The 21,265-nt window shown below is 67.1% G+C and carries 24 protein-coding genes; 15 read left to right on the top strand and 9 right to left on the bottom strand.

Translation table 11 applies throughout. The features are described from left to right. Positions 1 to 10 precede the first annotated feature (10 nt). The 5 genes from ACAG24_RS04665 to phoU all read left to right on the top strand — a co-directional run bounded on the left by ACAG24_RS04665 (position 11) and on the right by phoU (position 5,868). Complete coding sequence (locus ACAG24_RS04665; protein WP_370471487.1) at positions 11 to 592, top strand: TetR/AcrR family transcriptional regulator; 582 nt, start codon at positions 11 to 13, stop codon at positions 590 to 592. A 106-nt stretch (positions 593 to 698) separates the two neighbouring features. Beyond that, positions 699 to 1,703: an acyl-ACP desaturase gene (locus ACAG24_RS04660; RefSeq protein ID WP_370471486.1), complete on the top strand. Its 1,005-nt coding sequence runs from the start codon at positions 699 to 701 to the stop codon at positions 1,701 to 1,703. After that, positions 1,694 to 2,869 (top strand): tRNA dihydrouridine synthase DusB, encoded by a 1,176-nt coding sequence (gene dusB, locus ACAG24_RS04655; RefSeq protein WP_370471792.1) that lies wholly within the window; start codon positions 1,694 to 1,696, stop codon positions 2,867 to 2,869. The genes ACAG24_RS04660 and dusB overlap by 10 nt, the downstream gene beginning before the upstream one ends. Before the next feature lie 252 nt (positions 2,870 to 3,121). Then, the gene (locus tag ACAG24_RS04650) at positions 3,122 to 5,110 is read left to right on the top strand and encodes an LCP family protein (protein ID WP_370471485.1); all 1,989 of its coding nucleotides are present in this window, start codon (positions 3,122 to 3,124) and stop codon (positions 5,108 to 5,110) included. A gap of 89 nt (positions 5,111 to 5,199) precedes the next feature. Continuing rightward, positions 5,200 to 5,868, top strand: a complete 669-nt coding sequence (gene phoU, locus ACAG24_RS04645) for a phosphate signaling complex protein PhoU (RefSeq protein ID WP_370471484.1) — start codon at positions 5,200 to 5,202, stop codon at positions 5,866 to 5,868. Between the two features lie 69 nt (positions 5,869 to 5,937). Here phoU and pstB read toward each other — a convergent pair whose 3' ends face one another. The 6 genes from pstB to ACAG24_RS04615 form a co-directional block, all read right to left on the bottom strand. Further along, a complete protein-coding gene (gene pstB, locus ACAG24_RS04640) occupies positions 5,938 to 6,714 on the bottom strand; it encodes a phosphate ABC transporter ATP-binding protein PstB (RefSeq protein WP_278039095.1) in 777 nt (258 codons plus the stop codon). Between the two features lie 14 nt (positions 6,715 to 6,728). Next, positions 6,729 to 7,646 (bottom strand): phosphate ABC transporter permease PstA, encoded by a 918-nt coding sequence (gene pstA / locus ACAG24_RS04635; protein WP_370471483.1) that lies wholly within the window; start codon positions 7,644 to 7,646, stop codon positions 6,729 to 6,731. Further along, positions 7,643 to 8,701: a phosphate ABC transporter permease subunit PstC gene (gene pstC, locus ACAG24_RS04630; protein WP_370471482.1), complete on the bottom strand. Its 1,059-nt coding sequence runs from the start codon at positions 8,699 to 8,701 to the stop codon at positions 7,643 to 7,645. Before pstC ends, pstA begins: the two co-directional genes overlap by 4 nt. Positions 8,702 to 8,750: 49 nt before the next feature. Further along, positions 8,751 to 9,884: a phosphate ABC transporter substrate-binding protein PstS gene (gene pstS / locus ACAG24_RS04625; protein ID WP_370471481.1), complete on the bottom strand. Its 1,134-nt coding sequence runs from the start codon at positions 9,882 to 9,884 to the stop codon at positions 8,751 to 8,753. 105 nt (positions 9,885 to 9,989) lie between these two features. Continuing rightward, positions 9,990 to 10,919, bottom strand: coding sequence for a mycothiol synthase (gene mshD, locus ACAG24_RS04620; protein WP_370471480.1), 930 nt, complete (start codon positions 10,917 to 10,919; stop codon positions 9,990 to 9,992). Beyond that, on the bottom strand, positions 10,916 to 11,713 hold the full coding sequence (locus ACAG24_RS04615; protein ID WP_445206171.1) for a winged helix-turn-helix transcriptional regulator: 798 nt from the start codon (positions 11,711 to 11,713) through the stop codon (positions 10,916 to 10,918). The genes mshD and ACAG24_RS04615 overlap by 4 nt, the downstream gene beginning before the upstream one ends. A gap of 184 nt (positions 11,714 to 11,897) precedes the next feature. On the opposite strand from ACAG24_RS04615, the gene lmeA reads away from it, so the two are divergent. From lmeA to ACAG24_RS04575, 8 genes are all read left to right on the top strand, one after another. Beyond that, positions 11,898 to 12,695: a mannan chain length control protein LmeA gene (gene lmeA / locus ACAG24_RS04610; RefSeq protein ID WP_370471478.1), complete on the top strand. Its 798-nt coding sequence runs from the start codon at positions 11,898 to 11,900 to the stop codon at positions 12,693 to 12,695. Further along, positions 12,692 to 13,123 (top strand): thioredoxin family protein, encoded by a 432-nt coding sequence (locus ACAG24_RS04605; RefSeq protein WP_370471477.1) that lies wholly within the window; start codon positions 12,692 to 12,694, stop codon positions 13,121 to 13,123. The genes lmeA and ACAG24_RS04605 overlap by 4 nt, the downstream gene beginning before the upstream one ends. Positions 13,124 to 13,152: 29 nt before the next feature. Next, positions 13,153 to 13,245 carry an Ms5788A family Cys-rich leader peptide gene (locus ACAG24_RS04600; protein WP_370471476.1) on the top strand — a complete coding sequence of 31 codons (93 nt, stop codon included), beginning with the start codon at positions 13,153 to 13,155 and terminating at the stop codon, positions 13,243 to 13,245. 87 nt (positions 13,246 to 13,332) lie between these two features. Beyond that, a complete protein-coding gene (locus tag ACAG24_RS04595; protein WP_370471475.1) occupies positions 13,333 to 13,794 on the top strand; it encodes a DUF4395 domain-containing protein in 462 nt (153 codons plus the stop codon). Positions 13,795 to 13,814: 20 nt separating this feature from the next. Further along, on the top strand, positions 13,815 to 14,648 hold the full coding sequence (locus ACAG24_RS04590; RefSeq protein WP_370471474.1) for a sulfurtransferase: 834 nt from the start codon (positions 13,815 to 13,817) through the stop codon (positions 14,646 to 14,648). 1 nt (position 14,649) lies between these two features. After that, a complete protein-coding gene (locus ACAG24_RS04585; RefSeq protein ID WP_024448701.1) occupies positions 14,650 to 14,952 on the top strand; it encodes a DUF1416 domain-containing protein in 303 nt (100 codons plus the stop codon). A gap of 281 nt (positions 14,953 to 15,233) precedes the next feature. Further along, positions 15,234 to 15,554, top strand: a complete 321-nt coding sequence (locus tag ACAG24_RS04580) for a DUF732 domain-containing protein (RefSeq protein WP_370471473.1) — start codon at positions 15,234 to 15,236, stop codon at positions 15,552 to 15,554. Positions 15,555 to 15,744: 190 nt separating this feature from the next. Further along, the gene (locus tag ACAG24_RS04575; protein WP_370471472.1) at positions 15,745 to 16,374 is read left to right on the top strand and encodes a heme-binding beta-barrel domain-containing protein; all 630 of its coding nucleotides are present in this window, start codon (positions 15,745 to 15,747) and stop codon (positions 16,372 to 16,374) included. 258 nt (positions 16,375 to 16,632) lie between these two features. On the opposite strand, the gene ACAG24_RS04570 is transcribed toward ACAG24_RS04575, so the two are convergent. Together ACAG24_RS04570 and ACAG24_RS04565 are read right to left on the bottom strand one after the other, a co-directional pair. Further along, positions 16,633 to 17,505 carry an ABC transporter substrate-binding protein gene (locus tag ACAG24_RS04570; RefSeq protein WP_370471471.1) on the bottom strand — a complete coding sequence of 291 codons (873 nt, stop codon included), beginning with the start codon at positions 17,503 to 17,505 and terminating at the stop codon, positions 16,633 to 16,635. Between the two features lie 273 nt (positions 17,506 to 17,778). Beyond that, entirely contained in the window at positions 17,779 to 18,660 is an 882-nt protein-coding gene (locus tag ACAG24_RS04565; RefSeq protein ID WP_370471470.1) for an aminodeoxychorismate lyase, read from the bottom strand. A 51-nt stretch (positions 18,661 to 18,711) separates the two neighbouring features. On the opposite strand from ACAG24_RS04565, the gene ygfZ reads away from it, so the two are divergent. Both ygfZ and ACAG24_RS04555 read left to right on the top strand, forming a co-directional pair. Further along, positions 18,712 to 19,806: a CAF17-like 4Fe-4S cluster assembly/insertion protein YgfZ gene (gene ygfZ, locus ACAG24_RS04560; RefSeq protein WP_370471469.1), complete on the top strand. Its 1,095-nt coding sequence runs from the start codon at positions 18,712 to 18,714 to the stop codon at positions 19,804 to 19,806. A 148-nt stretch (positions 19,807 to 19,954) separates the two neighbouring features. Continuing rightward, positions 19,955 to 20,140, top strand: a complete 186-nt coding sequence (locus ACAG24_RS04555) for a DUF3073 domain-containing protein (RefSeq protein WP_370471468.1) — start codon at positions 19,955 to 19,957, stop codon at positions 20,138 to 20,140. Between the two features lie 14 nt (positions 20,141 to 20,154). Here ACAG24_RS04555 and purM read toward each other — a convergent pair whose 3' ends face one another. Further along, positions 20,155 to 21,246, bottom strand: coding sequence for a phosphoribosylformylglycinamidine cyclo-ligase (gene purM / locus ACAG24_RS04550; protein ID WP_370471467.1), 1,092 nt, complete (start codon positions 21,244 to 21,246; stop codon positions 20,155 to 20,157). Between the last annotated feature and the right edge of the window lie 19 nt (positions 21,247 to 21,265).

The following is a 21,265-nucleotide window of genomic DNA, read 5'->3' as shown; positions in this document are numbered from 1 at the left end:
TAGGAGGACTGTGCCGTCCGGTCAACGACGCGGCAGATGGTCGGGCGTCCCACTGGAGGACCGCCAGGCACTCCGACGGGACGAACTGATCGCCGCGGGCATCGGTCTGCTGGGCAGCCCCGGCGGGCCGAACCTGACCGTGCGCGCCGTCTGCCGAGCGGCGGGACTGACCGAGCGGTACTTCTACGAGAGCTTCGCCGACCGCGACGAATACGTCGCGGCGGTCTACGACGACGTGTGCGCCGCGGCGATGTCGGCCCTGATGGAATCCGCCAGCATGCGCGACGCCGTCGAGCGGTTCGTCGCATTGATGATCGACGATCCCGCTCGCGGCAGGGTGTTGCTGCTCGCACCGGAGGCCGAGCCGGTCCTGGCCCGCTCAGGCGCCCGGTGGATGCCGAACTTCATCGAGCTGCTGCAGCGCAACCTGACCCAGATCACCGACCCCACCACGCAGGCAATGGTTGCCACGGGCTTGATCGGGGCACTCACTGCGTTGTTCACGGCGTATCTCGACGGCAGGCTCGGCGCGACGCGCGAGGAGTTCATCGATCACTGTGCTGAGCTACTGCTCAGCAGGGCGGTGACCTGAACAGGGCCGCTACCTGCGTGTGAGGCACGGCGCGGCGGCTTGAATGTCACCGGGATACACAGATATATTGAGTGCAACCATCAGGTACAGATAACTGGGAGGTGTCGTGTCGAAAGACCTGACCGACCTGCAACTGCTGAGGGAACTCGAGCCCGTCGTCGAGCCTCTCGTGAATCGTCATATGCGGATGAAGAAGGACTGGAACCCGCACGACTACGTCCCGTGGTCCGATGGCAAGAACTACTACGCACTCGGCGGCCAGGACTGGCATCCGGAGCAGTCGCAGATCTCCGAGACGGCCCGCGTCGCGATGCTGGTCAACCTGCTCACCGAGGACAACCTGCCCTCCTATCACCGCGAGATCGCGATGAACTTCACCATGGACGGCCCGTGGGGCTTCTGGGTGAACCGATGGACCGCAGAGGAGAACCGGCACGGCATCGCGTTGCGTGACTACCTCGTCGTCACCCGCAACGTCGACCCCGTCGAGTTGGAGATGCTGCGCATCGAGCAGATGACCCGCGGCTTCTCACCGGGCCAGAATCAGCAGGTCGAGGCCGACCTGTTCGCCGACAGCCTCTTCGATTCGGTCATCTACGTGACCTTCCAGGAACTCGCGACGCGGGTGTCGCACCGCAACACCGGCAAGGCCTGCAACGAGCCCATCGCCGACCAGCTGCTGCAGCGCGTCTCGGCCGACGAGAACCTGCACATGATCTTCTACCGCGACGTCTCGGAGGCCGGCTTCGAGATCGCGCCCGATCAGGCGATGAAGTCGCTACACAAGGTGCTGCGCAACTTCAAGATGCCCGGATACACGATTCCGGACTTCCGGCGCCGGGCCGTGAGCATCGCCTCGGGTGGCGTCTATGACCCGCGGATCCACCTCGAAGACATCGTGATGCCGGTGCTCAAGAAGTGGCGCATCTTCGAGCGTGAGGACTTCAACGGCAACAGTGCTCGCCTGCGCGACGATCTCGGCCTGCTCGTCGAAGAACTGCAGGAGGCCGTCGACAAGTTCGAGATCGCCAAGCAGCGCCGCGAGGAACGTCTGCGCCAGATGGCCGAGAAGAAGGCGGCCAAGAACCTTCTGGTGTCGTCATCAGCGTAGAGACCGCTGCCCCCGTCGATGCGGCCCGATCCCTCCGGATCGGGCCGATCGCGTTGCGCAGCCCCGTTGTGCTGGCACCGATGGCCGGCGTCACGAACGTCGCCTTCCGCACGCTGTGCCGCGAGCTCGAGCTGGCCCGCGCGGGCACCGTCAGCGGCCTCTACGTGTGTGAGATGGTGACCGCGCGCGCCCTCGTCGAGCGCCACCCCGTGACCATGCACATGACCACGTTCGCGCCCGAAGAGTCACCGCGGTCGCTGCAGCTCTACACGGTCGACCCGGTCAACACGTATAAAGCCGCCAAGATGATCGTCGACGAAAACCTCGCCGACCACATCGACATGAACTTCGGCTGCCCGGTGCCCAAGGTCACCCGGCGTGGCGGCGGCGCGGCGCTGCCCTACAAGCGCCGGCTGTTCGGCCAGATCGTCGCCGCGGCGGTGCGCGCCACCGAGCACACCGACATTCCGGTCACCGTGAAATTCCGGATCGGGATCGACGACGAACACCACACCCACCTCGATGCCGGGCGCATCGCCGCCGAAGAAGGTGCGGCCGCGGTCGCTTTGCATGCGCGCACCGCGTCGCAGCGGTACTCGGGCAGCGCCGACTGGGATCAGATCGCCGCGCTGAAAGCCCACGTCACGAATGTTCCCGTGCTGGGGAACGGTGATATCTTCGACGCTCGTGACGCGCTGGCCATGATGGCCGCGACGGGCTGCGACGGTGTGGTGATCGGCCGTGGCTGCCTGGGGCGGCCGTGGCTGTTTGCCGAATTGTCCGCCGCGTTCACCGGGACTGCGCCCGCGACACCACCGACTCTCGGTGAGGTTGCGCAGATCATTCGCAGACACGGCGAGCTGCTCGCTGCGCATTTCGGAGAGGACAAAGGCATGCGGGACATCCGCAAGCACGTCGCGTGGTACATGCACGGATTTCCCGCCGGGGCGGATCTGCGCCGGTCGTTGGCGATGGTCAAGACCATTTCCGAGCTCGACGACCTGCTCGGCGAGCTCGACCCGGACGTGCCGTTCCCACCCGCCGCCAACGGCCCGCGGGGGCGCCAGGGATCGCCGGCTTCTGTGACGTTGCCCGAGGGGTGGCTCGACGACCCCGACGATTGCACGGTGCCCGCAGGCGCCGACGTGATGCATTCGGGCGGCTGACCAGGACCGACACCGAACCGAGATGGACCCGAAGCCGTTTCGAGAACAATTCGAGAGGGTATAGACACCAGGTTTCGGCTGGATGTCTCCCAGGATGTCTCAGTACGATGAGGGATCAATAGCCTGGCTCCGGTGGCGGAGTCGGCACCAGTGCTTTATGACAGTTATCAGGCACACGGCATCTGCGTGCCAGTGCGCAACGACGCGCACGCACCCGCGACAAGCCGTGGAAGCTGGAAGGCCGGGTAAGACATGAGCGACGGCGACACGGAGGATGCCGCTGCCACTCCCGGCCGCCCCAGCAAGGACGACGGGCCCGACAGACCCGGCTCTGACTGGAATACCCGATCCCGGCGGTCGGCGCCAGGCGCCGCGCCGTGGGAACGCGACATCCCCGGAATCCGGGAAAAACCCTCGGACACACCCCCGCGCGAATCCACCGGTCCGGTCACCGTTGCCGACCTGATCGCCAAGATCAACGGCGGCGTCCCGTCGGCCGAGCCGAAGCGCCATCGCGCCGAGCCGGAGCAGGAGTTCGGCTCCCAGCCGGACCCCGAGCCGTATCCCGACGGCGACGATCTGGACACCACCATCCTGCCCGCGATCGACGGACGCGCGTCCGAACTACCGGACCTGACCGCACTGCGACCGAAGCACGTCCCGGTCCCCCCGCGTCGCGACCACCGGCGCGCCGCGCTCGCCGGCCGGGCCGCGGCGGCACTGGTCGCGGTCTTCGCTCTCGTACTCACCGGCGGCGCCTGGCAGTGGCAGTCGGCGAAGAACAACCTACTCAACCGGGTGTCGGCACTGGACCCCGATTCCCGTGACATCGTCGACCCCAATGCGCAGTTCGGTGACGAGAACTTCCTCATCGTCGGCACCGACAGCCGCATCGGCCAGAACAGTGACATCGGCGCGGGCACCACCGACGACGCCGCAGGCGCCCGCTCGGACACCGTGATGCTGGTGAACATCCCCGCCAACCGCAAACGTGTTGTGGCCGTGTCGTTTCCGCGTGACCTCGAGATCGAGCCGATGAAGTGCGAGCCGTGGAATCCCGAGACCCGGGAGTACGGCCCCATCATGGACGAAGAGTCGCCCATGTATGGCAAAGAAGAGGTCTACACCGAGTACAAGCTGAACTCCGCCTTCGCCGTCGGCGGTCCCAAGTGCCTCGTGAAGGTCATCCAGAAGATGTCCGGTCTGCACGTGAACCGTTTCATGGCAGTCGATTTCACGGGCTTCTCGCAAATGGTCGACGCCCTCGGCGGCGTCGAGGTGTGCAGCACCACCCCGATCGAGGACTACGAACTGGGCACGGTGCTGCCCACGGCGGGGCGCCAGGTGGTCAACGGGCACACCGCGCTGAACTATGTGCGCGCCCGGCAGGTGACCACCGAGACCAACGGTGACTACGGCCGGATCAAACGCCAGCAGCTGTTCCTGTCGTCGCTGCTGCGCTCGATGATCTCCAAGGAGACGTTCTTCTCCCTGTCGAAGCTGAACAACGTGGTCAACATGTTCATCAGCCACAGCTACGTCGACAATCTCGACACGAAGGACCTCGTCGACCTCGGCCAGTCGGTACAGGGCGTCAACGCGGGGCGCATCACGTTCATCACGGTGCCGACCGTCGGCTACGCCGACGAGTGGGGCAACGAGATTCCCCGCACCGAGGACATGCGGGCGCTGTTCGACGCGATCATCAACGACGACCCGTTACCCGAAGAGCGCGACGCCGACAACACACCGGTGCCCGGCACCCCCGAATCGTTGGCCAGTCCGTCCCCCGCCGACGAGGACCCCGGTCAGCCGGGTGGCGAGGTCGTCGACGCGATCGTCACCGATCCGGAAACGGTCACCGTGCAGGTGTCGAACTCGACCGCGCAGACCAGCCTCGGGGCCACGGCCGCCAGCGCGCTGCAGGGTTACGGCTTCAATGTGACCACTCCCGACGACTATCCGGGTCCGCTGTCGCAGACGACCGTGTTCTTCTCCGCCGGCAACGAGGAAGCCGCCGCGACGGTGGCGTCGTCCTTTGCCAACGCCACCACCGAACGCGTCAACGGTATGGGCGACGTGGTCCAGGTGGTCCTGGGCAGCGACTTCGACTCCGTCGGCGCCCCCTCACCCAGTGGGTCCCCGTACCAGCTGAACGTCCTCCGCGGCACCAAGGCGCCGACCACGGAGCTGCCGGAGGATCTGACGGTCACCAACGCCGCCGACACCAGCTGCGAATAGCCCACCCGCAGCATTTCGGCAGGTGGCATTCACCTTTCGTTCACCGCCCGGTTCGTGACGGTGACGATGCCAGGCCGTAGGGTTGGTTCATGCGTACCGCTTATCACGAGCAGTTGGATGCCCTGACCAGCAGGCTCGGCGAGATGTGCGGGCTTGCGGGGGCCGCGATGGAGAAAGCGACGCAGGCCCTGTTGCAAGCCGATCTCGCGCTCGCCGAACAGGTGATCACCGACCACGACCAGATTTCGGCGCTCAGTGTGCGTGCCGAAGAGGAAGCGTTCGTCCTGCTCGCACTGCAGGCGCCCGTCGCGGGCGATCTGCGCGCGATCGTGAGCTCGATCCAGATCGTCGCCGACGTCGACCGAATGGGTGCACTCGCGCTGCATGTCGCGAAGATCGCCCGCCGCCGCCACCCTCAGCACACCCTGCCCGAAGAGGTCAACGGCTACTTTGCAGAAATGGGCCGCGTCGCCGTGGAACTGGGAAACAGCGCGCAGGAAGTGCTGATCACCCACGACCCCGAGAAGGCCGCCCGGATCCGCGAAGAGGACGACGCGATGGACGACCTGCACCGCCACCTGTTCACGGTTCTGATGGATCGCGAATGGAAGCACGGGGTCGCCGCCGCCGTCGACGTCACACTTCTCGGACGCTTCTACGAGCGCTTCGCCGACCACGCCGTCGAGGTGGCCCGCCGGGTCATCTTCCAGGTCACCGGCCGTACCGTCGAGGAAGACGAACTGCCGGCCCCTCGCTGACCCAGACCACAGAACAGGCCCCCGGATGCAATTCCGGGGGCCTGTTCTGTGTCTGGCGTGAAGCGGTGGCTAGCCGAAGCGGCCCGAGATGTAGTCCTCGGTCGCCTTCTGCGTCGGGTTGGAGAAGATCTTCTCCGTGTCGTCGATCTCGATCAGCTGACCGGGCTTTCCGGTCGCCTCGAGATTGAAGAACGCCGTCTGGTCGCTCACCCGTGCGGCCTGCTGCATGTTGTGCGTGACGATGACGATGGTGAAGTCCTGCTTGAGCTCTGAGATCAGATCCTCGATCGCCAGCGTCGAGATCGGGTCCAGCGCGGAGCAGGGCTCGTCCATCAGCAGCACGTCGGGCTGCACCGCAATCGCGCGGGCGATGCACAGACGCTGCTGCTGACCGCCGGAAAGACCGCCGCCCGGCTTGTCGAGACGGTCCTTGACCTCGTTCCACAGGTTGGCGCCCTTGAGGGAGCGCTCGGCGACCTCGTCGAGGGTCTTCTTGTTGCGCACGCCCTGCAGCTTCAGCCCGGCCACCACGTTGTCGCGAATCGACATGGTGGGGAAGGGATTCGGGCGCTGGAAAACCATGCCGATGGTCTTGCGGACACCGACCGGGTCGACACCGGCGCCGTAGATGTCGTCGCCGTCGAGCAGCACCGAACCTTCGACACGGGCACCCGGGATCACCTCGTGCATGCGGTTGAGCGTGCGCAGCACGGTCGACTTGCCGCAGCCCGACGGGCCGATGAAGGCGGTGACACTGCGCGGCTCCACCGACAGTGAAACGCCTTGCACGGCATGGAAACTGCCGTAGTAGATGTTGACGTCTTTGAGATCGAGACGCTTGGCCATATCAGTGAACTCCTCTAGACCTTTTTCGGGGCAAAGAATTTGGCGATGAAACGGGCGCCCACATTCAGCAGGGCAATCAGCACGACGAGGGTGAGCGCGGCACCCCACAGGCGATCGGTCGGAATCGGGTTGGCGCCCGCACCGGCGGAGGTCTGGTCGAACATCATGCCGGGCAGCGAGCCCATGAATCCGCCGAACAGGTCGAAGTTCATCGCCTGCGAGTAGCCCACCAGGATGAGCAGCGGTGCCGTCTCACCCATGACGCGGGCGAGCGAGAGCAGGATGCCGGTGACGATGCCCGACAGCGCGGTGGGCACCACGATCGCGGCGATGGTCTTCCACTTCGGTACGCCCAGCGCATAGCTGGCCTCACGCAGATCCATCGGCACGATGCGCAGCATCTCCTCGGTGGAGCGCACAATGACCGGAATCATCAAGAGCACCAACGCCAGTGACACCGCGAAGCCGGACCGCTCGAAGCCCAGGGTCGCGACCCACAGCGCGTAGATGAACAGCGCGGCGACGATCGACGGGACACCGGTGAGGATGTCGACCATGAAGGTCGTGATCTTGCCCAGCCGCGTGCCGCCGCCGTATTCCACAAGGAAGATGCCGACGAATACGCCCACGGGGATGGAGATCAGGGCGCACACCGCGGCCTGCAGCAGTGAGCCGACGATGGCGTGGTACGCACCGCCGCCGGCCGCGAAGGCCGTCATGCCGGCCTGCGAATTGGTCCACCAGGTACTCGACAGCACAATGCCGAGCCCCTTGGCCACCACCGTGTAGAGCACCCACGCCAGGGGCACCAGCGCGACCACCACCGACGCCGTCACCAGAACCGTCGCCAGGTTGTTCGTGAACTTCCGCCGGGCGCTGACGCCCTGGAAGGTGGGGACCTTGACCGGCTGGTCCAGAGTTGCGGAGGTCATGAGGCTGACCGATCCTTTCCGGCGACCGCGGCACGGGCCAGCGTGTTCACCACGAAGGTCAGGATGAACAGCACCAGGCCGGCGGCGATGTAGGCGCCCGCCTTGTACTGATCGTTGAATTCCGATGCGGCAGAGGCGATCAGGCTGGCGAACGTGTAGCCGGCGTCGAACAGTGACCAGTTGAAGGCCGCCTGGGTGCCACGCAGGATGATCAGCAACGCGATGGTCTCACCGAGCGCGCGCCCGAGGCCGAGCATCGCACCGCTGATGTAGCCGGACATGCCGAACGGCAACACGGTCGTCCGCACGACCTCCCAGCGGGTGGCGCCCAGTGCCAGCGCGGCCTCGATCTGGCCGCGCGGCGTCTGCACGAACACCTCTCGGGTGACCGCCGTGATGATGGGCAAGATCATCACCGCGAGCACGATGCCCGCGGTGAAGATCGTGCCGCCGCCGGCCACCGACGCATTGCCCGTGGCGAACAGGAAAACTCCACTGAGGTTCTCGTTGAGCCATATCGCGGCGGGCTTGATCGCCGGCGCCAGGACGTACAGGCCCCAGACGCCGTAGATGATCGACGGTACTGCCGCCAGCAAGTCCACCATGTAGGCCAGCGGCCCCGACACCCGCTTGTGGGCGTAGTTCGTCAGGTAGATCGCGATGCCCAGAGCAATGGGCATCGCAATCACCAGGGCGAACACCGAGACGAACACCGTCACCTGGAGCAAATCCAGGATGCCGAAGCTCATCGCCGACGTGTCTGAGGTGTTCCAGGTGCCGCTGTAAAGGAGGAAGTTCTCCTCGTTGCGCGCCAACGCGGGGATGGCGCGCCACAGCAGGAAGAACCCGATCGCGGCGATGATCACCACGATGAGGGTGCCCGAGCCTTCGGCCAGTCCGCGGAAGATGCGATCGCCTGCGCGAACTTTCGCATTTCCCGACGGATTGGTCGACATGGGCGGCGGCTCGGGGAAGGGGGCGGCCAAGGCCTCCCCCGACCCCGAGGCCGATGGATTCGGAGTGGTCAATGCAGTTCCATCGAGCTTGTCGGTCATACGGTCAAGCACCCATCCTCGCCGCGGTGCGGCAGTTGCGCCAGTGAACTTAAGCGGTCGAACCGATGGCGTCGATCGACGTCAGCAGACGCTCCTTGAACTTCTCGGGCAGCGGCACATAACCCGCAGCCGACAGTCCGCTCTGGCCGTCGTTGGCGGCGACCGTCAGGAACGACTTCACGGCCTCGGCGGTCTCGGCGTCGTAGCCGTTCGAGCACACGATCTCGTAGGTGGCGAGCACCAGCGGGTAGGCGCCCGACTCCTGGGTGCCGTACAGCGAGGCGAGATCCAGCGTCAAGTCGTTACCCTCGGCCGCGAACTTGGCCGCATCGATGGCCTTGCCGGCCGACTCGTCGGTCAGCTCGACTGCGCCGCTGCCGTTATCGATCTGGGCGTAGGGGATCCCCGCCTGGTCGGCGAAGCCCTTCTCCACGTAACCGATGGCGCCGGGGGTGGCCTGCACAGCCTGCGCGACACCGGCGGACTTCTGTGCGCCTTCGCCGGCGCCGCCCTGGAACTCGCTGCCGTCGCCCCTGGCCCACGCACCGCCCGACGCGGCCTCCAGGTACTTCTGGAAGTTGTCGGTCGTACCCGACGAGTCCGAGCGGTAGATCGGGGTGATGTTCGCATCAGGCAGGGTCTTGCCCTCGTTCAGCGCGGCGATCGCCGGGTCGTTCCACTTGGCGATCTGGCCCTGGAAGATCTTGGCGAGCGTGTCGCCGTTGAGCACCAGTCCTTCGACGCCCTCGACGTTGTAGGCCATCGCGATGGGGCCGAACACCAGCGGCAGGTTCCAGGCGGGGTTGCCGCCACAACGCTCGGCGGCCTGCGCAGCCTGCTCTTCCTTGATGGCGGAGTCGGATCCGGCGAAGTCGACGTTGCCCGCGACGAACTGCTCACGGCCCGCGCCGGAGCCGGTCGGGTTGTACGACAGGTTCTTGCCCTGGCACTTCTGGCTCCACACCTGGTTGAAGAGCGCGATGGCGTTCTGCTGGGCGGTCGAGCCCTCGGCGGTCACCGATGCCTTGCCGCCGCAGTCCTCAGCAGACGCGGACGCGGACCCGGACTCCGACGAACCCGACGGCGCGTTGTTGTCGCTGCCGCAGCCGGCGAGCGTCAGCGCGGCGATTGCTGCGACCGAGACAGTCGTACCGAACGACCTGCCGATGATGTTGAGCTTCACTTATCCCACTTTCCCTTGGCGGCTCCAACTCACCGGCAACGTATTCGGCCGCGGTGGACGGTTCGGGGATGGTGGGTTAACGAGGGGTGAACAGGTTCAGCGACTTCACAGGTCGGCCGCCGCCGGGGTGGCATACGCAACATCGGAATTGACCACGTCGAAACCGAGCCGTCGATACGTCTTCACCGCGGCGGAGTTGTCCGCTTCGACATACAGCATCACATCGGACCCCGAATCGGCCCCCTGCGCGTCCCCGGAGAGCTTTGCCGCGAGGTGGTGCAGACCCTTCAACGTGAGGGCAGCGCCGAGGCCCCGGCCTTGCGCCGAGGGGTCGACGCCAACCACATAAACCTCGCCCAGCGTGGCCGAATGCACCTTTGTCCAGTGGAATCCGAGCAACTCGCCGCTGGTGTCATCGAAGGCGAGGAAGAACCCCTCCGGGTCGAACCACGGCTCGCCGCGCCGCTCGGCGATGTCGGCCTCGGTCCAGCCGCCCTGTTCCGGATGCCAGGAGAACGCCGCGTTGTTCACCCGCAGCACCTCGGCGTCGTCCTGCGGCCCGACGTATGTGGCGAATCGCACACCCTGCGCGGACGGCACAGGAGGCAGATCGGCGAGCGGACGCTGCATCTGGAGCAGCTCGCGCACGGCGACGAGACCGAGTGCCGACGCGGTGGCCCTGGCGGGTTCGAGGTTGCCGTGAGCCCAGATGCGGGTGGCCGGTCCGCCGTCGGCCAACGCGGACCGGACAAGGGCCGAGCCGATGCCCCGGCGCCTCGATGCGGGGTCGACGACGAGCTCGGCCATCGGGGGTGCGTCGTCGCCGGCGGGCGCCAGGTTGAGGTAGCCGTGGATCTCGTCGCCCACGGCGGCGAGCAGATGCCGGGTGCGGTCATGACCGAGTTCGCGCAGCACCTGATCGCCGACCGGGGCGACGCCGTCAACGGCTTTCGCCGCGGCGATGAGGTCGCGAATGGCGTGTTGGTCGGCGTCGGACAGCTTCTCGCGCCAACCGACCGAGAACGGCGAACTCACTGACTGCGAAGTGCGTCGCCGAGGGACTCGGGCACGCTGTCGGTGCTCAACGAATCGGCGTCGTCGTCGTAGGGATCGTCGTCGTCGAGGTCTTCGCTCCCGGATCCTGCCGCCGGCGGCCGGCCCCGGGCGGGTCTCACCGCCTTGTACCCGACGTTGCGCACGGTGCCGATGAGGGACTCGTACTCGGGGCCGAGCTTGGCGCGCAGCCGGCGCACGTGGACGTCGACGGTGCGGGTGCCGCCGAAGAAGTCGTAACCCCAGACCTCCTGCAGGAGCTGGGCGCGCGTGAAGACCCGCCCGGCGTGCTGGGCGAGATACTTCAGGAGCTCGAACTCCTTATAGGTGAGGTCGAGTGGGCGTCCGCGCAACCGCGCCGTGTAGGTGCCCTCATCGATGACGAGCTCACCGAGGCTGATCTTGCCGAGGTTCTCCTGGCTGGCCATCCCGCCCCGGCGGCCCACCAGCAGCCGCAACCGGGCGTCGATCTCGGCGGGGCCGGTGCTGGGCAGCAGGATCTCGTCCAGACCCCACTCCACGTTGACGGCGACGAGGCCGCCTTCGTTGACCACCGCGACGACCGGTACGGACGTGCCGGTGGTCCCGAGCAGACGGCAGAGGCCGCGCGCGGCGGCGAGGTCGGTCCGCGCGTCGACGATCGCGACGTCGGCGGTGCCCGCCTCGAGCAGGGAGGAGACCTCGGTGGGGGCGGTGCGCACGTTGTGCGCGAGCAGGGACAGTGAGGGCAGGACGGATTCCGGGTGCGGGTCAACCGTCAGTAGCAGCAGATCCAACTGACCCTCCAGCATCCGTGGAGCTCATCGCCGGGACACCGCCGAACACCTTTGTGCGTGGTGACTTCCCAGATTCATGTCCGACACACGGCCGTTACCGCGCCGATGGTTGTCTCACCTTAGCGTGCTACCTGCTCGTAAGCCGTGCTGAACGCGTCCGCTGACCGGCGTCGGCAACAATGTCGTGGTGCGCAAGCTCGTCATCGGTGCCGTCGCAACCCTCACCGCCGTGCTCGTCGGGGCGGTCAGCACCGACTTCGGCGCGGCGATCTATGCGGAGTATCGCCTGGCCAGGAGCGTCCGGAGCGCCGCAGACCTCAACTGGGACCCGTCTGTGGCCATCCTGGGCTTTCCCTTCATCCCGCAGGCGCAGCGCAGGCACTACGACGAAGTGGAGATCAAGGCCAGTGGCGTTGATCACCCCGTGGTGGGCAAGGCTTCGCTGGAAGCGACGATGCACTCCGTCGGGCTCGGCGAATCGTGGCTGGTCCCGCCGGATGCGACGCTGGCGATCGGCAAGCTCGAGAGCCGCATCATCATCGACTCGACCCACGTCGGTCGCTTCATGGACATCCCCGACCTCCTCATCGAGGCGCCGACGGCGGAAACGGAGGACTCCACCGGAGGGACCACCGAATCGGGCATCTCAAGCAACCGCGGGTTGGTCTTCACCGGCACGCCGGACAAGGCCGGCTTCCACGAACGGGTCAGCATCGCCGTCGACCTGTCGGTCGCAGGACCTGAGGCCACCACGCTGGTCATGACGGCCACCGGGGTGCTGACCGAGCCGGGAACCGCCGATCAGGCGGTGCCCGAGGAGCAGATCCCCGCGGTGCTGGCCGCCTTCTCCGCGGAGCTGCCCGGCCAGAAGCTGCCGTTCGGCGTCGCCCCCACCACGGCCGGCGCCCGAGGGTCCGACATCATCATCGAAGGCATCACCGAGGGAGTAACGGTCGACCTTCGGGAGTTCCGGTTGTCATGAGTTCCTCGTGGATCACCGTCATCGCGGTGCTGGTCGTGGCCTTCGGTCTCGCGTTCGCCGTCGGGCGGCTGATGACCTCGCGGTCCGGCCGGCTGCGGGGCGACAAGGAGTGGCCCGCCCTCGACGCCGACGACATCGCCAGGCTGCGGCTGTCCAGGACGGGACCGACGGTCGTGCACTTCACGGCCGAATGGTGCGGACCGTGCGTGGCGGTGCGCCGGGTCGTCGACCAGGTGTGCGCGGAGGTTCCCGACGCGGCGCACGTCGAGCTCGACATCGATGCCAATCCCGAGGCGGCGCGCAAGCTTTCGGTGCTTTCACTGCCCACGACGTTCATCTTCGACGCAGACGGCCGGCAGCGATACCGCGCGTCGGGGGTGCCCACCGCCGCTGACCTGCGGTCGGCTCTTTCGGCGCTGTTGGCTTGATCACCCCGTCTTTAGGTAAGCTGTCAGCCGTGCCAGCCCGCATCGAGCTCGTGCTCACCAAGCGCCGCGCAGTCGATCTGTGCCGCGTCGCGGGTTGTTGCTGTTGTTGTTGCAGCTGCTGAGTAGCCGCGCAGTTCTTCGCGCCGCACTCTGCGACCGGCCGTTTCGGCCCGCCGCGCCCAGCCATACCGGACAACAGGAGCACAGCTATGTCGAGCATCACAGAGAAGCGCATACCCGCAGAGGTCGATGTGCGCGGTCCGCGTTTCGGCGCCTGGGTGTCGACTGCGGTGCTCGTCGCAGCGCTGCTGGCGTCTGCGGAAAGCCTCGTCGCGGCTGCGGTGATCCTCGCCGTGCAGGCGGCGGTGTTCGCAGTCGGTGCCACGCTGGGTCCGCGCCGTCACCCCTACGGCCGCATCTTCGCCACGTTCGTCGCGCCGCGACTCGGTCCCGTCACCGAGCGTGAGCCGATCCCGCCGCTGAGGTTCGCACAGCTCGTCGGTTTGGTCTTCGCTGCCGTCGGCGTGGTCGGTTTCGCCGGCGGTTTCGCATCGCTGGGCCTGGCGGCCACGGGCATGGCGCTCGTGGCGGCGTTCCTCAACGCAGCCTTCGGTATCTGCCTCGGCTGCCAGCTCTATCCGCTTTTCGCACGCTTGACCCCCTCCCATTAGAAATCGAAAGGAACTCCCACATGGCACGCTCCGACGTCCTGGTCACAGCTGACTGGGCCGAGAGCAATCTCGACGCGCCGAAGACCGTCTTCGTCGAGGTCGATGAGGACACCAGCGCCTACGAAACCGGTCACATCCCCGGCGCGATCCGGTTGGACTGGAAGACCGAACTGCAGGATCAGGTCAAGCGCGATTTCGTCGACCAGCAGCAATTCTCGAAGTTGTTGTCCGACAAGGGAATTGCGAACGACGACACCGTCGTCCTCTACGGCGGCAACAACAACTGGTTCGCCGCGTACGCGTACTGGTACTTCAAGCTGTACGGCCATCAGGACGTGAAGCTGCTCGACGGCGGCCGCAAGAAGTGGGAGCTCGACTCCCGTCCGCTGTCGAAGGACACCGTGACCCGCGAGAGCACCAGCTACACGGCCAAAGAGCCCGACAACAACATCCGGGCGTTCCGCGACGAGGTCATCGCCGCGATCGGCACCAAGAACCTCGTCGACGTGCGCTCCCCCGACGAGTTCTCCGGCAAGATCCTCGCCCCGGCACACCTGCCGCAGGAGCAGAGCCAGCGGCCCGGCCACATCCCGAGCGCCATCAACGTTCCGTGGAGCAAGGCCGCCAACGACGACGGCACCTTCAAGTCCGACGAGGACCTGGCGAAGCTGTACGCCGAGGCGGGCCTGGACGGCGAAAAGGAAACCATCGCCTACTGCCGCATCGGTGAGCGTTCGTCGCACACCTGGTTCGTGCTGCAGGAGCTCCTGGGACACAAGAACGTCAAGAACTACGACGGCAGTTGGACGGAATACGGCTCCCTGGTGGGAGCCCCGATCGAGTTGGGAAGTTGATATGTGCTCTGCACCGAAGCAAGGACTGACGTTGCCCGCAAGCGTCGACCTGGAGAAGGAAACGGTCATCACCGGCCGCGTCGTCGACGGCTCGGGCCAGGCTGTGGGCGGCGCGTTCGTGCGCCTGCTCGACAGCTCGGACGAGTTCACCGCCGAGGTCGTCGCATCGGCCACCGGTGACTTCCGATTCTTCGCCGCACCGGGCACGTGGACGCTGCGCGCGCTGTCACCGGCAGGTAACGGTGACGCCAGCGTCGCGCCGTCGGGTGCCGGGATTCACGAGGTCGACGTCAAGGTCGCGTGACGACGAAGACGCCGAGGGACGAGGCGTCGAGGAGTCGCGCCATTCAACTCGGCGTGACGACGAAGACGCCGAGGGACGAGGCGTCGAGGAGTCGCGCCGTTTGCTCGGCGTGACGTTCGAAAATTTACGCTTCGGTCACGGAGCGTTGCGCTGATCTTGCTGTCAAAACGCTGCAGGATTAGCTGTTGTCGGCGACGATATGGGTGAACCCGTGCCGTAGGGCACGGGCCCACCCGACTCCATCGCGGAGTGCCGCGATACCGACCACCTAGGACCCGACAATGAAGATCACGATCGCCTGCGCCGCGTCTGCGGCCTTTGCCGCAGCTGCTCTGTTCAGTGCTCCCGCGGCCTTCGCGGGGCCGGAGGAAGACTTCCTCACTGTGATCACCAACGGGGGCATCACCTGGCCCGCCGACAAGACCCCTCAGGTGGTCGAGACCGGCCAGGCCGTCTGTCAGGACTGGTCCAACGGGGCCTCCTTCGAGCAGGAGGTCGCCGACCTGACCAGCGTCACGTCGTGGTCGGACTACCAGGCCGGCTACTTCATCGGCGCCGCCACCGGGGCCTTCTGCCCCGAATTCGAGTGGAAAGTCAGCTGACACCAGCCGCTTCGAGATTCGTCACCGGCCGCCGGGAGAGTATTTCTCCCGGCGGCTAGACTTTCTGCCGTGGTGCTGTTTTTCGAGATCCTGCTCGTCGCGGCCGTCGTGGTGATCACGTGGTTCGCGCTGTACGCGCTGTACCGCCTCGTCACTGACGAGTCGTGACACCGCGCACGCGAGGAGCACTATGACCTCAGGCGACGAGGCGGTCGCCGCAGCTGCCGAGCGAGCCAGGCAGACCGCCGCGCGCAACATCCCGGTATTCGGCGACCTGCCGTTGCCGTCGGACACCGCGAACCTGCGTGAAGGCGCCAACCTCGACGACGCCCTCCTGGCGCTTCTTCCGCTGGTCGGTGTGTGGCGCGGCGAGGGTGAGGGCCGAGATTCCCATGGTGACTATCGATTCGGTCAGCAGATCGTGGTCTCGCACGACGGACGGGACTACCTCAACTGGGAGGCACGGTCGTGGCGCCTGGACGCCGACGGCGCCTACGACAAGCCCGACCTTCGCGAGACGGGCTTCTGGCGCTTCGTCAACGATCCGGGTGACCCTGCGGAAACACAGGCCATCGAACTTCTTCTGGCGCATTCGGCCGGGTACGTCGAACTGTTCTACGGGCGACCGCTGAACCAGGCGTCCTGGGAGCTGGTGACCGATGCGCTGGCGCGCAGCAAGTCCGGGGTGCTCGTCGGTGGAGCCAAGCGGCTGTACGGGATCATCGACGGTGGCGACCTCGCCTACGTCGAGGAGCGCGTCGACGCCGACGGCGGCCTGGTCCCCCATCTGTCCGCCCGGCTCGCGAGGTTCGTCGGCTAGTGCGTCGTCTCAGTGTGTTGGTGGCGATCGCGTCGGCGGCCGCGGTCACAGCCTGCTCGGGGTCATCCGAGCCTGCCGAGAACTCGACGCCGAGCTCGGTCGTGCCGAGCGTGGGCCATGGCGCGTTTGCCTACTGCCTCAGTCAGCATGGGGTCCCAGCACCCCCAGGACCCGCCACCGAGCCGCCTGCCGGGGTCGATCGCAAAGCCTGGGAGACGGCGATGTCGGAATGCGCGTCGCTGGCTCCGGGACCCGGCCCTAGCTGAGCACCGGCGCGCGGCCCGCATCGCTGAGCCAGCGCTGCTGAAGACTTGCCAGTGTGCCGTCGGCCCGCAACGAGTCGACGGCCCAGGACACGCAGCGGGTCAGCGAGCTGCCGTGGTTGAGCACGATGCCGAACTGCTCAGCACCTGACTGATCGCCGCCGGGTCTCGGCAGTTGTCCGATCATGAGGCCGCCGCTGAGTTCGTTCGCCACCGCGAATGCCGTCGGCAGGTCCGCGACCACCGCATCGATCTCGCCGTCTACCAGGGCCGTCTTGGTGTCGACGTTGGTGTTGTAGATCTCGACCGGGAATCGGCCCTCCAGCGCTGTGGCCGCGCTGTGGCTTGTCGAGCCGACTTGCGCGCCGAGCCTCAACCCGCGCAGATCGTCGAGCGTGCGCGCGGTTGCGGCGCGAGAGGTGCGCACTGTCACCACCGCCTGGGTGACGTCGAAGTAGGGGGTCGAGAAGTCGACCGAGGCCCGGCGCTGCTCGGTGATGGAGAACTGGGAGAGGTTGGCGTCGAAGGTCTTGCTGCCAGGCGCGAGCGCGGCGTTGAACGGAACCCGCACCCAGCGCACGTCCTCGGCGTCGTACTGAAGCTCCGCCGCGATGGCGTAGGCGAGTGCGGCCTCGAAGCCCTCGCCGTTGGTCGGGTCGTCGCCGATGTACCACGGCGGGTAGACGGGCTGGTCGGCGCCGAAGGTGAGAATGCCGGGATAGAGGGTGCCCAGTACGTCCTTGCGGCACTTCGTCCCGTCCAAGACCGGGGCCGTGACGGTGGCCGTGGGTGCGCACGCAGACGCCCAGACGACCAGCGTCGCCACCGCGGCAGGCGTCGTCCATCCAGCGATGGAAGACGGGGGCATAGCCGAATCATTGCAGATTCTGCACTTTATGCAGGTTCCAACATGGAGCGGCCCCCGAGCCATGGTTCCTGATCGGACAAGACCAGGAGGCTCGGGGGCCGGGTGACTGCGGGGAATTCGCCAGCGCGCACAGGTGCGTCGAGCGCTCTCCCGGCGCTGCTAGCTCGCAGCCACCTCACATGTCCATAAGTCACTCAATTTGTCGGACCACCTCCTTCCCTGTGTACACGCGACCGTACCCGCGCTTCGCCAGGGCGACAACCGATTTAGCGCTCAGCGATCGCAGACGATGGCGGCATCGACAAGCGCCGCGACTTCGTCTGCGAAGGGTGTGTCCGGCAGGCGCTTCCCGTCGAGGGTATGCACCCGCGCAGCCAGGGTGATGCTGGAAACGAGCCAAACACCTTGTGCCTTAACAAGATCAGCGGGTGTGAGGGCCTGGTAGTCGCAGTCGTAGCCCTTGTTGCGGGCCACCTCGAACAGCGCCTGCTGCGTGGTGCCGCGCAAGATCGGATACCAGGGTGGCGGTGTCAGCAGGCAGGTGCGGCCATCCTCGGAGCGCGTGGCGATGACGACGGTGGAGCGCGGCCCCTCCAGAACGTGGCCGTCGGTGCTGAGAAAGATGACGTCGCCGGCGCCCTGCCGTTCTGCGTGCCGCAGCGCGGCCATGTTGACGGCATAGGACAGGGTCTTGGCTCCGGCCAGCAGCCAGGGCATCGCGTCGATGCCGTCGGAAGCCAGCCCGCGGTCCAGCGTCAGCGCGGCGAGCCCGTTGCGGCGCACGTCGGCGACCCGGGCCGGCACGGCGCCGATCGTCGCGTACGCCGTCGGCGTCGAACCGTGCTCGCGTCCGCGCGAGTACACGAGCCGCAGGACGCCTTCGTCGCCTCCTGCGGCCAGCCAGGACTCGACCGCGACGCCGACCGCGGCGCGCCACTGCGAGGCGTCCGGCTCGGGCAGGTCGACCGACCGGGCCGAGTGCGCCAGCCGGGAGAGGTGGGCTTCGAGCAGACACGGCCGTCCGTCGCGCACGAGCAGCGTCTCGAAGATGCCGTCACCGCGCACGGCGGCGAGATCGTCGGCGTGCAGCAGCGGCACCTGGGGATCGTGCAGCTGCCCGTCGAGGGTGACGAGGACGCCCGGATGGTCAGCCATGGGGATTCAGCGTAGCCGCGGCACCGCGAGCGCGAATCGTAGAGTTGAGCCATGGCCAGGACGTCCGAAGTACCCGCCCCAGAAGACGGACCCGACGCCGGCGCGGTCTGGCACCACGGCGACCCGCTCGGCGAGCAGCGTGCCGCAGCCGACGGCGCCGTCGTCGTCGACCGATCCCACCGCGCGGTGCTGTCACTGACCGGCGCCGAACGCAACTCGTGGTTACACACCATCTCCAGCCAGCACGTCAGCGCGCTGGCCGACGGCGCCGTCGTCGAGAATCTGAGCCTCGACGGGCAGGGTCGTGTCGAGGATCACTGGCTGCAGACGCAGCTCGACGGGCGCACGATCATCGACACCGAGCCGTGGCGCGGCGAGGCGCTGTTGGCCTTTTTGCGCAAGATGGTGTTCTGGGCCCAGGTCGTCGTGGAACCCGCTGACCTTGCGGTGCTGTCCCTGCTCGGCCCGGCCCTCGCCGAGCGGTCGGTGCTGGACGCGCTCGGGGTGGCCGCGCTGCCCGACGAAGGCACCGCGGTGGAGATCGGCGGCGGTGGTTTCGTGCGCCGGCTGCCCGGGTCCGGGCTTGAGATCGACATCGTGGTCCCCCGGTCCGACGTGACCGCGTGGCGCGACAAGCTGGTGGCGGCAGGCGTGCGCCCGGCGGGTGTGTGGACCTACGAGGCGCATCGGGTCGCTGCCCAGCGTCCGCGACTCGGGATCGACACCGACGAGCGCACCATCCCGCACGAGGTCGGCTGGATCGGCGGCCCCGGGGTCGGGGCGGTGCATCTCGACAAGGGCTGCTACCGAGGTCAGGAGACCGTCGCGCGTGTCCACAACCTCGGCAAACCGCCGCGGATGCTGGTGCTGCTCCACCTCGACGGCGAGACCGAGCGACCGTCACCGGGTGACCCGTTGCTCGCCGGCGGCCGTACCGTCGGCAGGCTCGGGACCGTCGTCGACCACGTCGACGAGGGCGCAATCGCGTTGGCCCTTGTCAAGCGCGGCCTTCCCGCCGACACGCCGCTGACGACCGGCGGCGACGTCCAGGTGAGCGCGGCGATCGACCCCGATTCGGTGCCGCCTGCCGACGTCGTGGGCGCCGGCCGGCTCGCGATCGAGCGGCTGCGCGGCGGCGCGGTCTGAGGCTGCGGTGGGAAAAAACGGCGCTTCATCAGGGCCTGCCAGCACCACGGCCCGAGGCACGGTAAAGTGACCGCAGGACAATAAACACACTCAGATCGGAGCCGCCTAGTAATTGGGCCGCTCCGTTATTGCGCGAGGGGGTTCCCCCATGGGCCGCGGCCGGGCAAAGGCAAAGCAGACCAAGGTTGCACGCGAGTTGAAATACAACACGCCGCAGACCGATTTCGAGCGGCTTCAGCGCGAGCTGTCGAACGCTCCCGACGACGGCCATCGCAACGGCAGTGACGCGCCGTCGGATGACGGCTGGGCCGACGAGGACGACTGGCGGCGCTGACGTCGCGCCAGTCCTTAGAACCTGGGGTGCTGCCCCACGAGCGTTGCTCGTGAACTGTCCTTGCTGCCCTTGTTGATGGTGCCGAGGGTCCAGCAGTTCAGGTGACGGGCGGTCAGAACGGCCAGTGCGCGATCGGTGTCCTCCGGCGCGACGACGGCAACCATTCCGACGCCCATGTTGAACGTCTTCTCCATCTCGGCGCGATCGATACGGCCGCGCTGGGCGATCATCCCGAACACCGGCGCGGGCGTCCATGTACCCCGGTCGAGTTCGGCGATGAGACCGGGCGGGATGACGCGTTCGAGGTTTCCGGCGAGTCCACCGCCGGTGACATGGCAGAACGTCCGAACCTGGGTCTCGGCGGCCAGCGCCAGGCAGTCTTTGGCGTAGATCCGCGTGGGCTCCAGCAGTTCCTCGCCCAGGGTGCGGCCGAACTCCTCGACATGGCCCGCGAGGTTCATGTGGTCGATTTCGAGGAGCACGTGGCGCGCCAGGGAGTAGCCGTTGGAGTGCAGGCCGGTGGACGCCATCGCGATGATCACGTCGCCGGGCCGGACCCTGTCAGGCCCGAGGACGTCGTCGGCTTCGACGACGCCGATGCCGGTGGCGGAGATGTCGTAGTGATCGGGGGCCATCAGGCCCGGGTGCTCGGCGGTCTCGCCACCGAGCAGGGCGCAGCCGGCAAGCACACAGCCGTCGGCGATACCGGAGACCAGCTCGGCGACCCGCTCGGGCACCGTGCGTCCCACGGCGATGTAGTCCTGCAGGAAAAGCGGTTCGGCACCGCACACCACCAGGTCGTCGACGACCATCGCGACGAGGTCGATGCCGACGGTGTCGTGCTTGTCCATCGCCTGCGCCACCGCCAACTTCGTGCCGACCCCGTCGGTGGACGAGGCCAGCAGCGGCTCCCGGTAGTCGCCGCGCAGGGCGAACAGGCCCGCGAAGCCGCCGAGGCCGCCCCTCACCTCGGGGCGGGTGGCCTTCTTGGCGAGTGGCTTGAAGAGTTCCACGGCGCGGTCGCCGGCCTCGATGTCCACCCCTGCCGACGCATACGAAATGCCGTCACGTTCGGCGATGCCGCGTTGTTCGACCCCTTTAGTCATCGAGAGCAAGGCTACCCGC

It is taken from the genome of Mycobacterium bulgaricum, from assembly GCF_041287165.2.
GTDB classification, from domain to species: Bacteria; Actinomycetota; Actinomycetes; order Mycobacteriales; family Mycobacteriaceae; genus Mycobacterium; species Mycobacterium bulgaricum.
Note: the sequence above shows the minus strand (reverse complement) of the source record. Positions and strands in the feature narration are given on the sequence as shown.

Coding starts and splice junctions, on each gene's coding strand:
- phoU (WP_370471484.1), top strand. CDS start 5,200: ATGCGTACCGCTTATCACGAGCAGTTGGATGCCCTGACCAGCAGGCTC.
- ACAG24_RS04565 (WP_370471470.1), bottom strand. CDS start 18,660: ATGGCTGACCATCCGGGCGTCCTCGTCACCCTCGACGGGCAGCTGCAC.
- ACAG24_RS04585 (WP_024448701.1), top strand. CDS start 14,650: ATGTGCTCTGCACCGAAGCAAGGACTGACGTTGCCCGCAAGCGTCGAC.
- ACAG24_RS04590 (WP_370471474.1), top strand. CDS start 13,815: ATGGCACGCTCCGACGTCCTGGTCACAGCTGACTGGGCCGAGAGCAAT.
- ACAG24_RS04605 (WP_370471477.1), top strand. CDS start 12,692: ATGAGTTCCTCGTGGATCACCGTCATCGCGGTGCTGGTCGTGGCCTTC.
- ACAG24_RS04650 (WP_370471485.1), top strand. CDS start 3,122: ATGAGCGACGGCGACACGGAGGATGCCGCTGCCACTCCCGGCCGCCCC.
- ACAG24_RS04570 (WP_370471471.1), bottom strand. CDS start 17,505: ATGCCCCCGTCTTCCATCGCTGGATGGACGACGCCTGCCGCGGTGGCG.
- purM (WP_370471467.1), bottom strand. CDS start 21,246: ATGACTAAAGGGGTCGAACAACGCGGCATCGCCGAACGTGACGGCATT.
- ACAG24_RS04555 (WP_370471468.1), top strand. CDS start 19,955: ATGGGCCGCGGCCGGGCAAAGGCAAAGCAGACCAAGGTTGCACGCGAG.
- pstC (WP_370471482.1), bottom strand. CDS start 8,701: ATGACCGACAAGCTCGATGGAACTGCATTGACCACTCCGAATCCATCG.
- pstB (WP_278039095.1), bottom strand. CDS start 6,714: ATGGCCAAGCGTCTCGATCTCAAAGACGTCAACATCTACTACGGCAGT.
- ACAG24_RS04575 (WP_370471472.1), top strand. CDS start 15,745: ATGACCTCAGGCGACGAGGCGGTCGCCGCAGCTGCCGAGCGAGCCAGG.
- ACAG24_RS04595 (WP_370471475.1), top strand. CDS start 13,333: ATGTCGAGCATCACAGAGAAGCGCATACCCGCAGAGGTCGATGTGCGC.
- ygfZ (WP_370471469.1), top strand. CDS start 18,712: ATGGCCAGGACGTCCGAAGTACCCGCCCCAGAAGACGGACCCGACGCC.
- ACAG24_RS04580 (WP_370471473.1), top strand. CDS start 15,234: ATGAAGATCACGATCGCCTGCGCCGCGTCTGCGGCCTTTGCCGCAGCT.
- pstA (WP_370471483.1), bottom strand. CDS start 7,646: ATGACCTCCGCAACTCTGGACCAGCCGGTCAAGGTCCCCACCTTCCAG.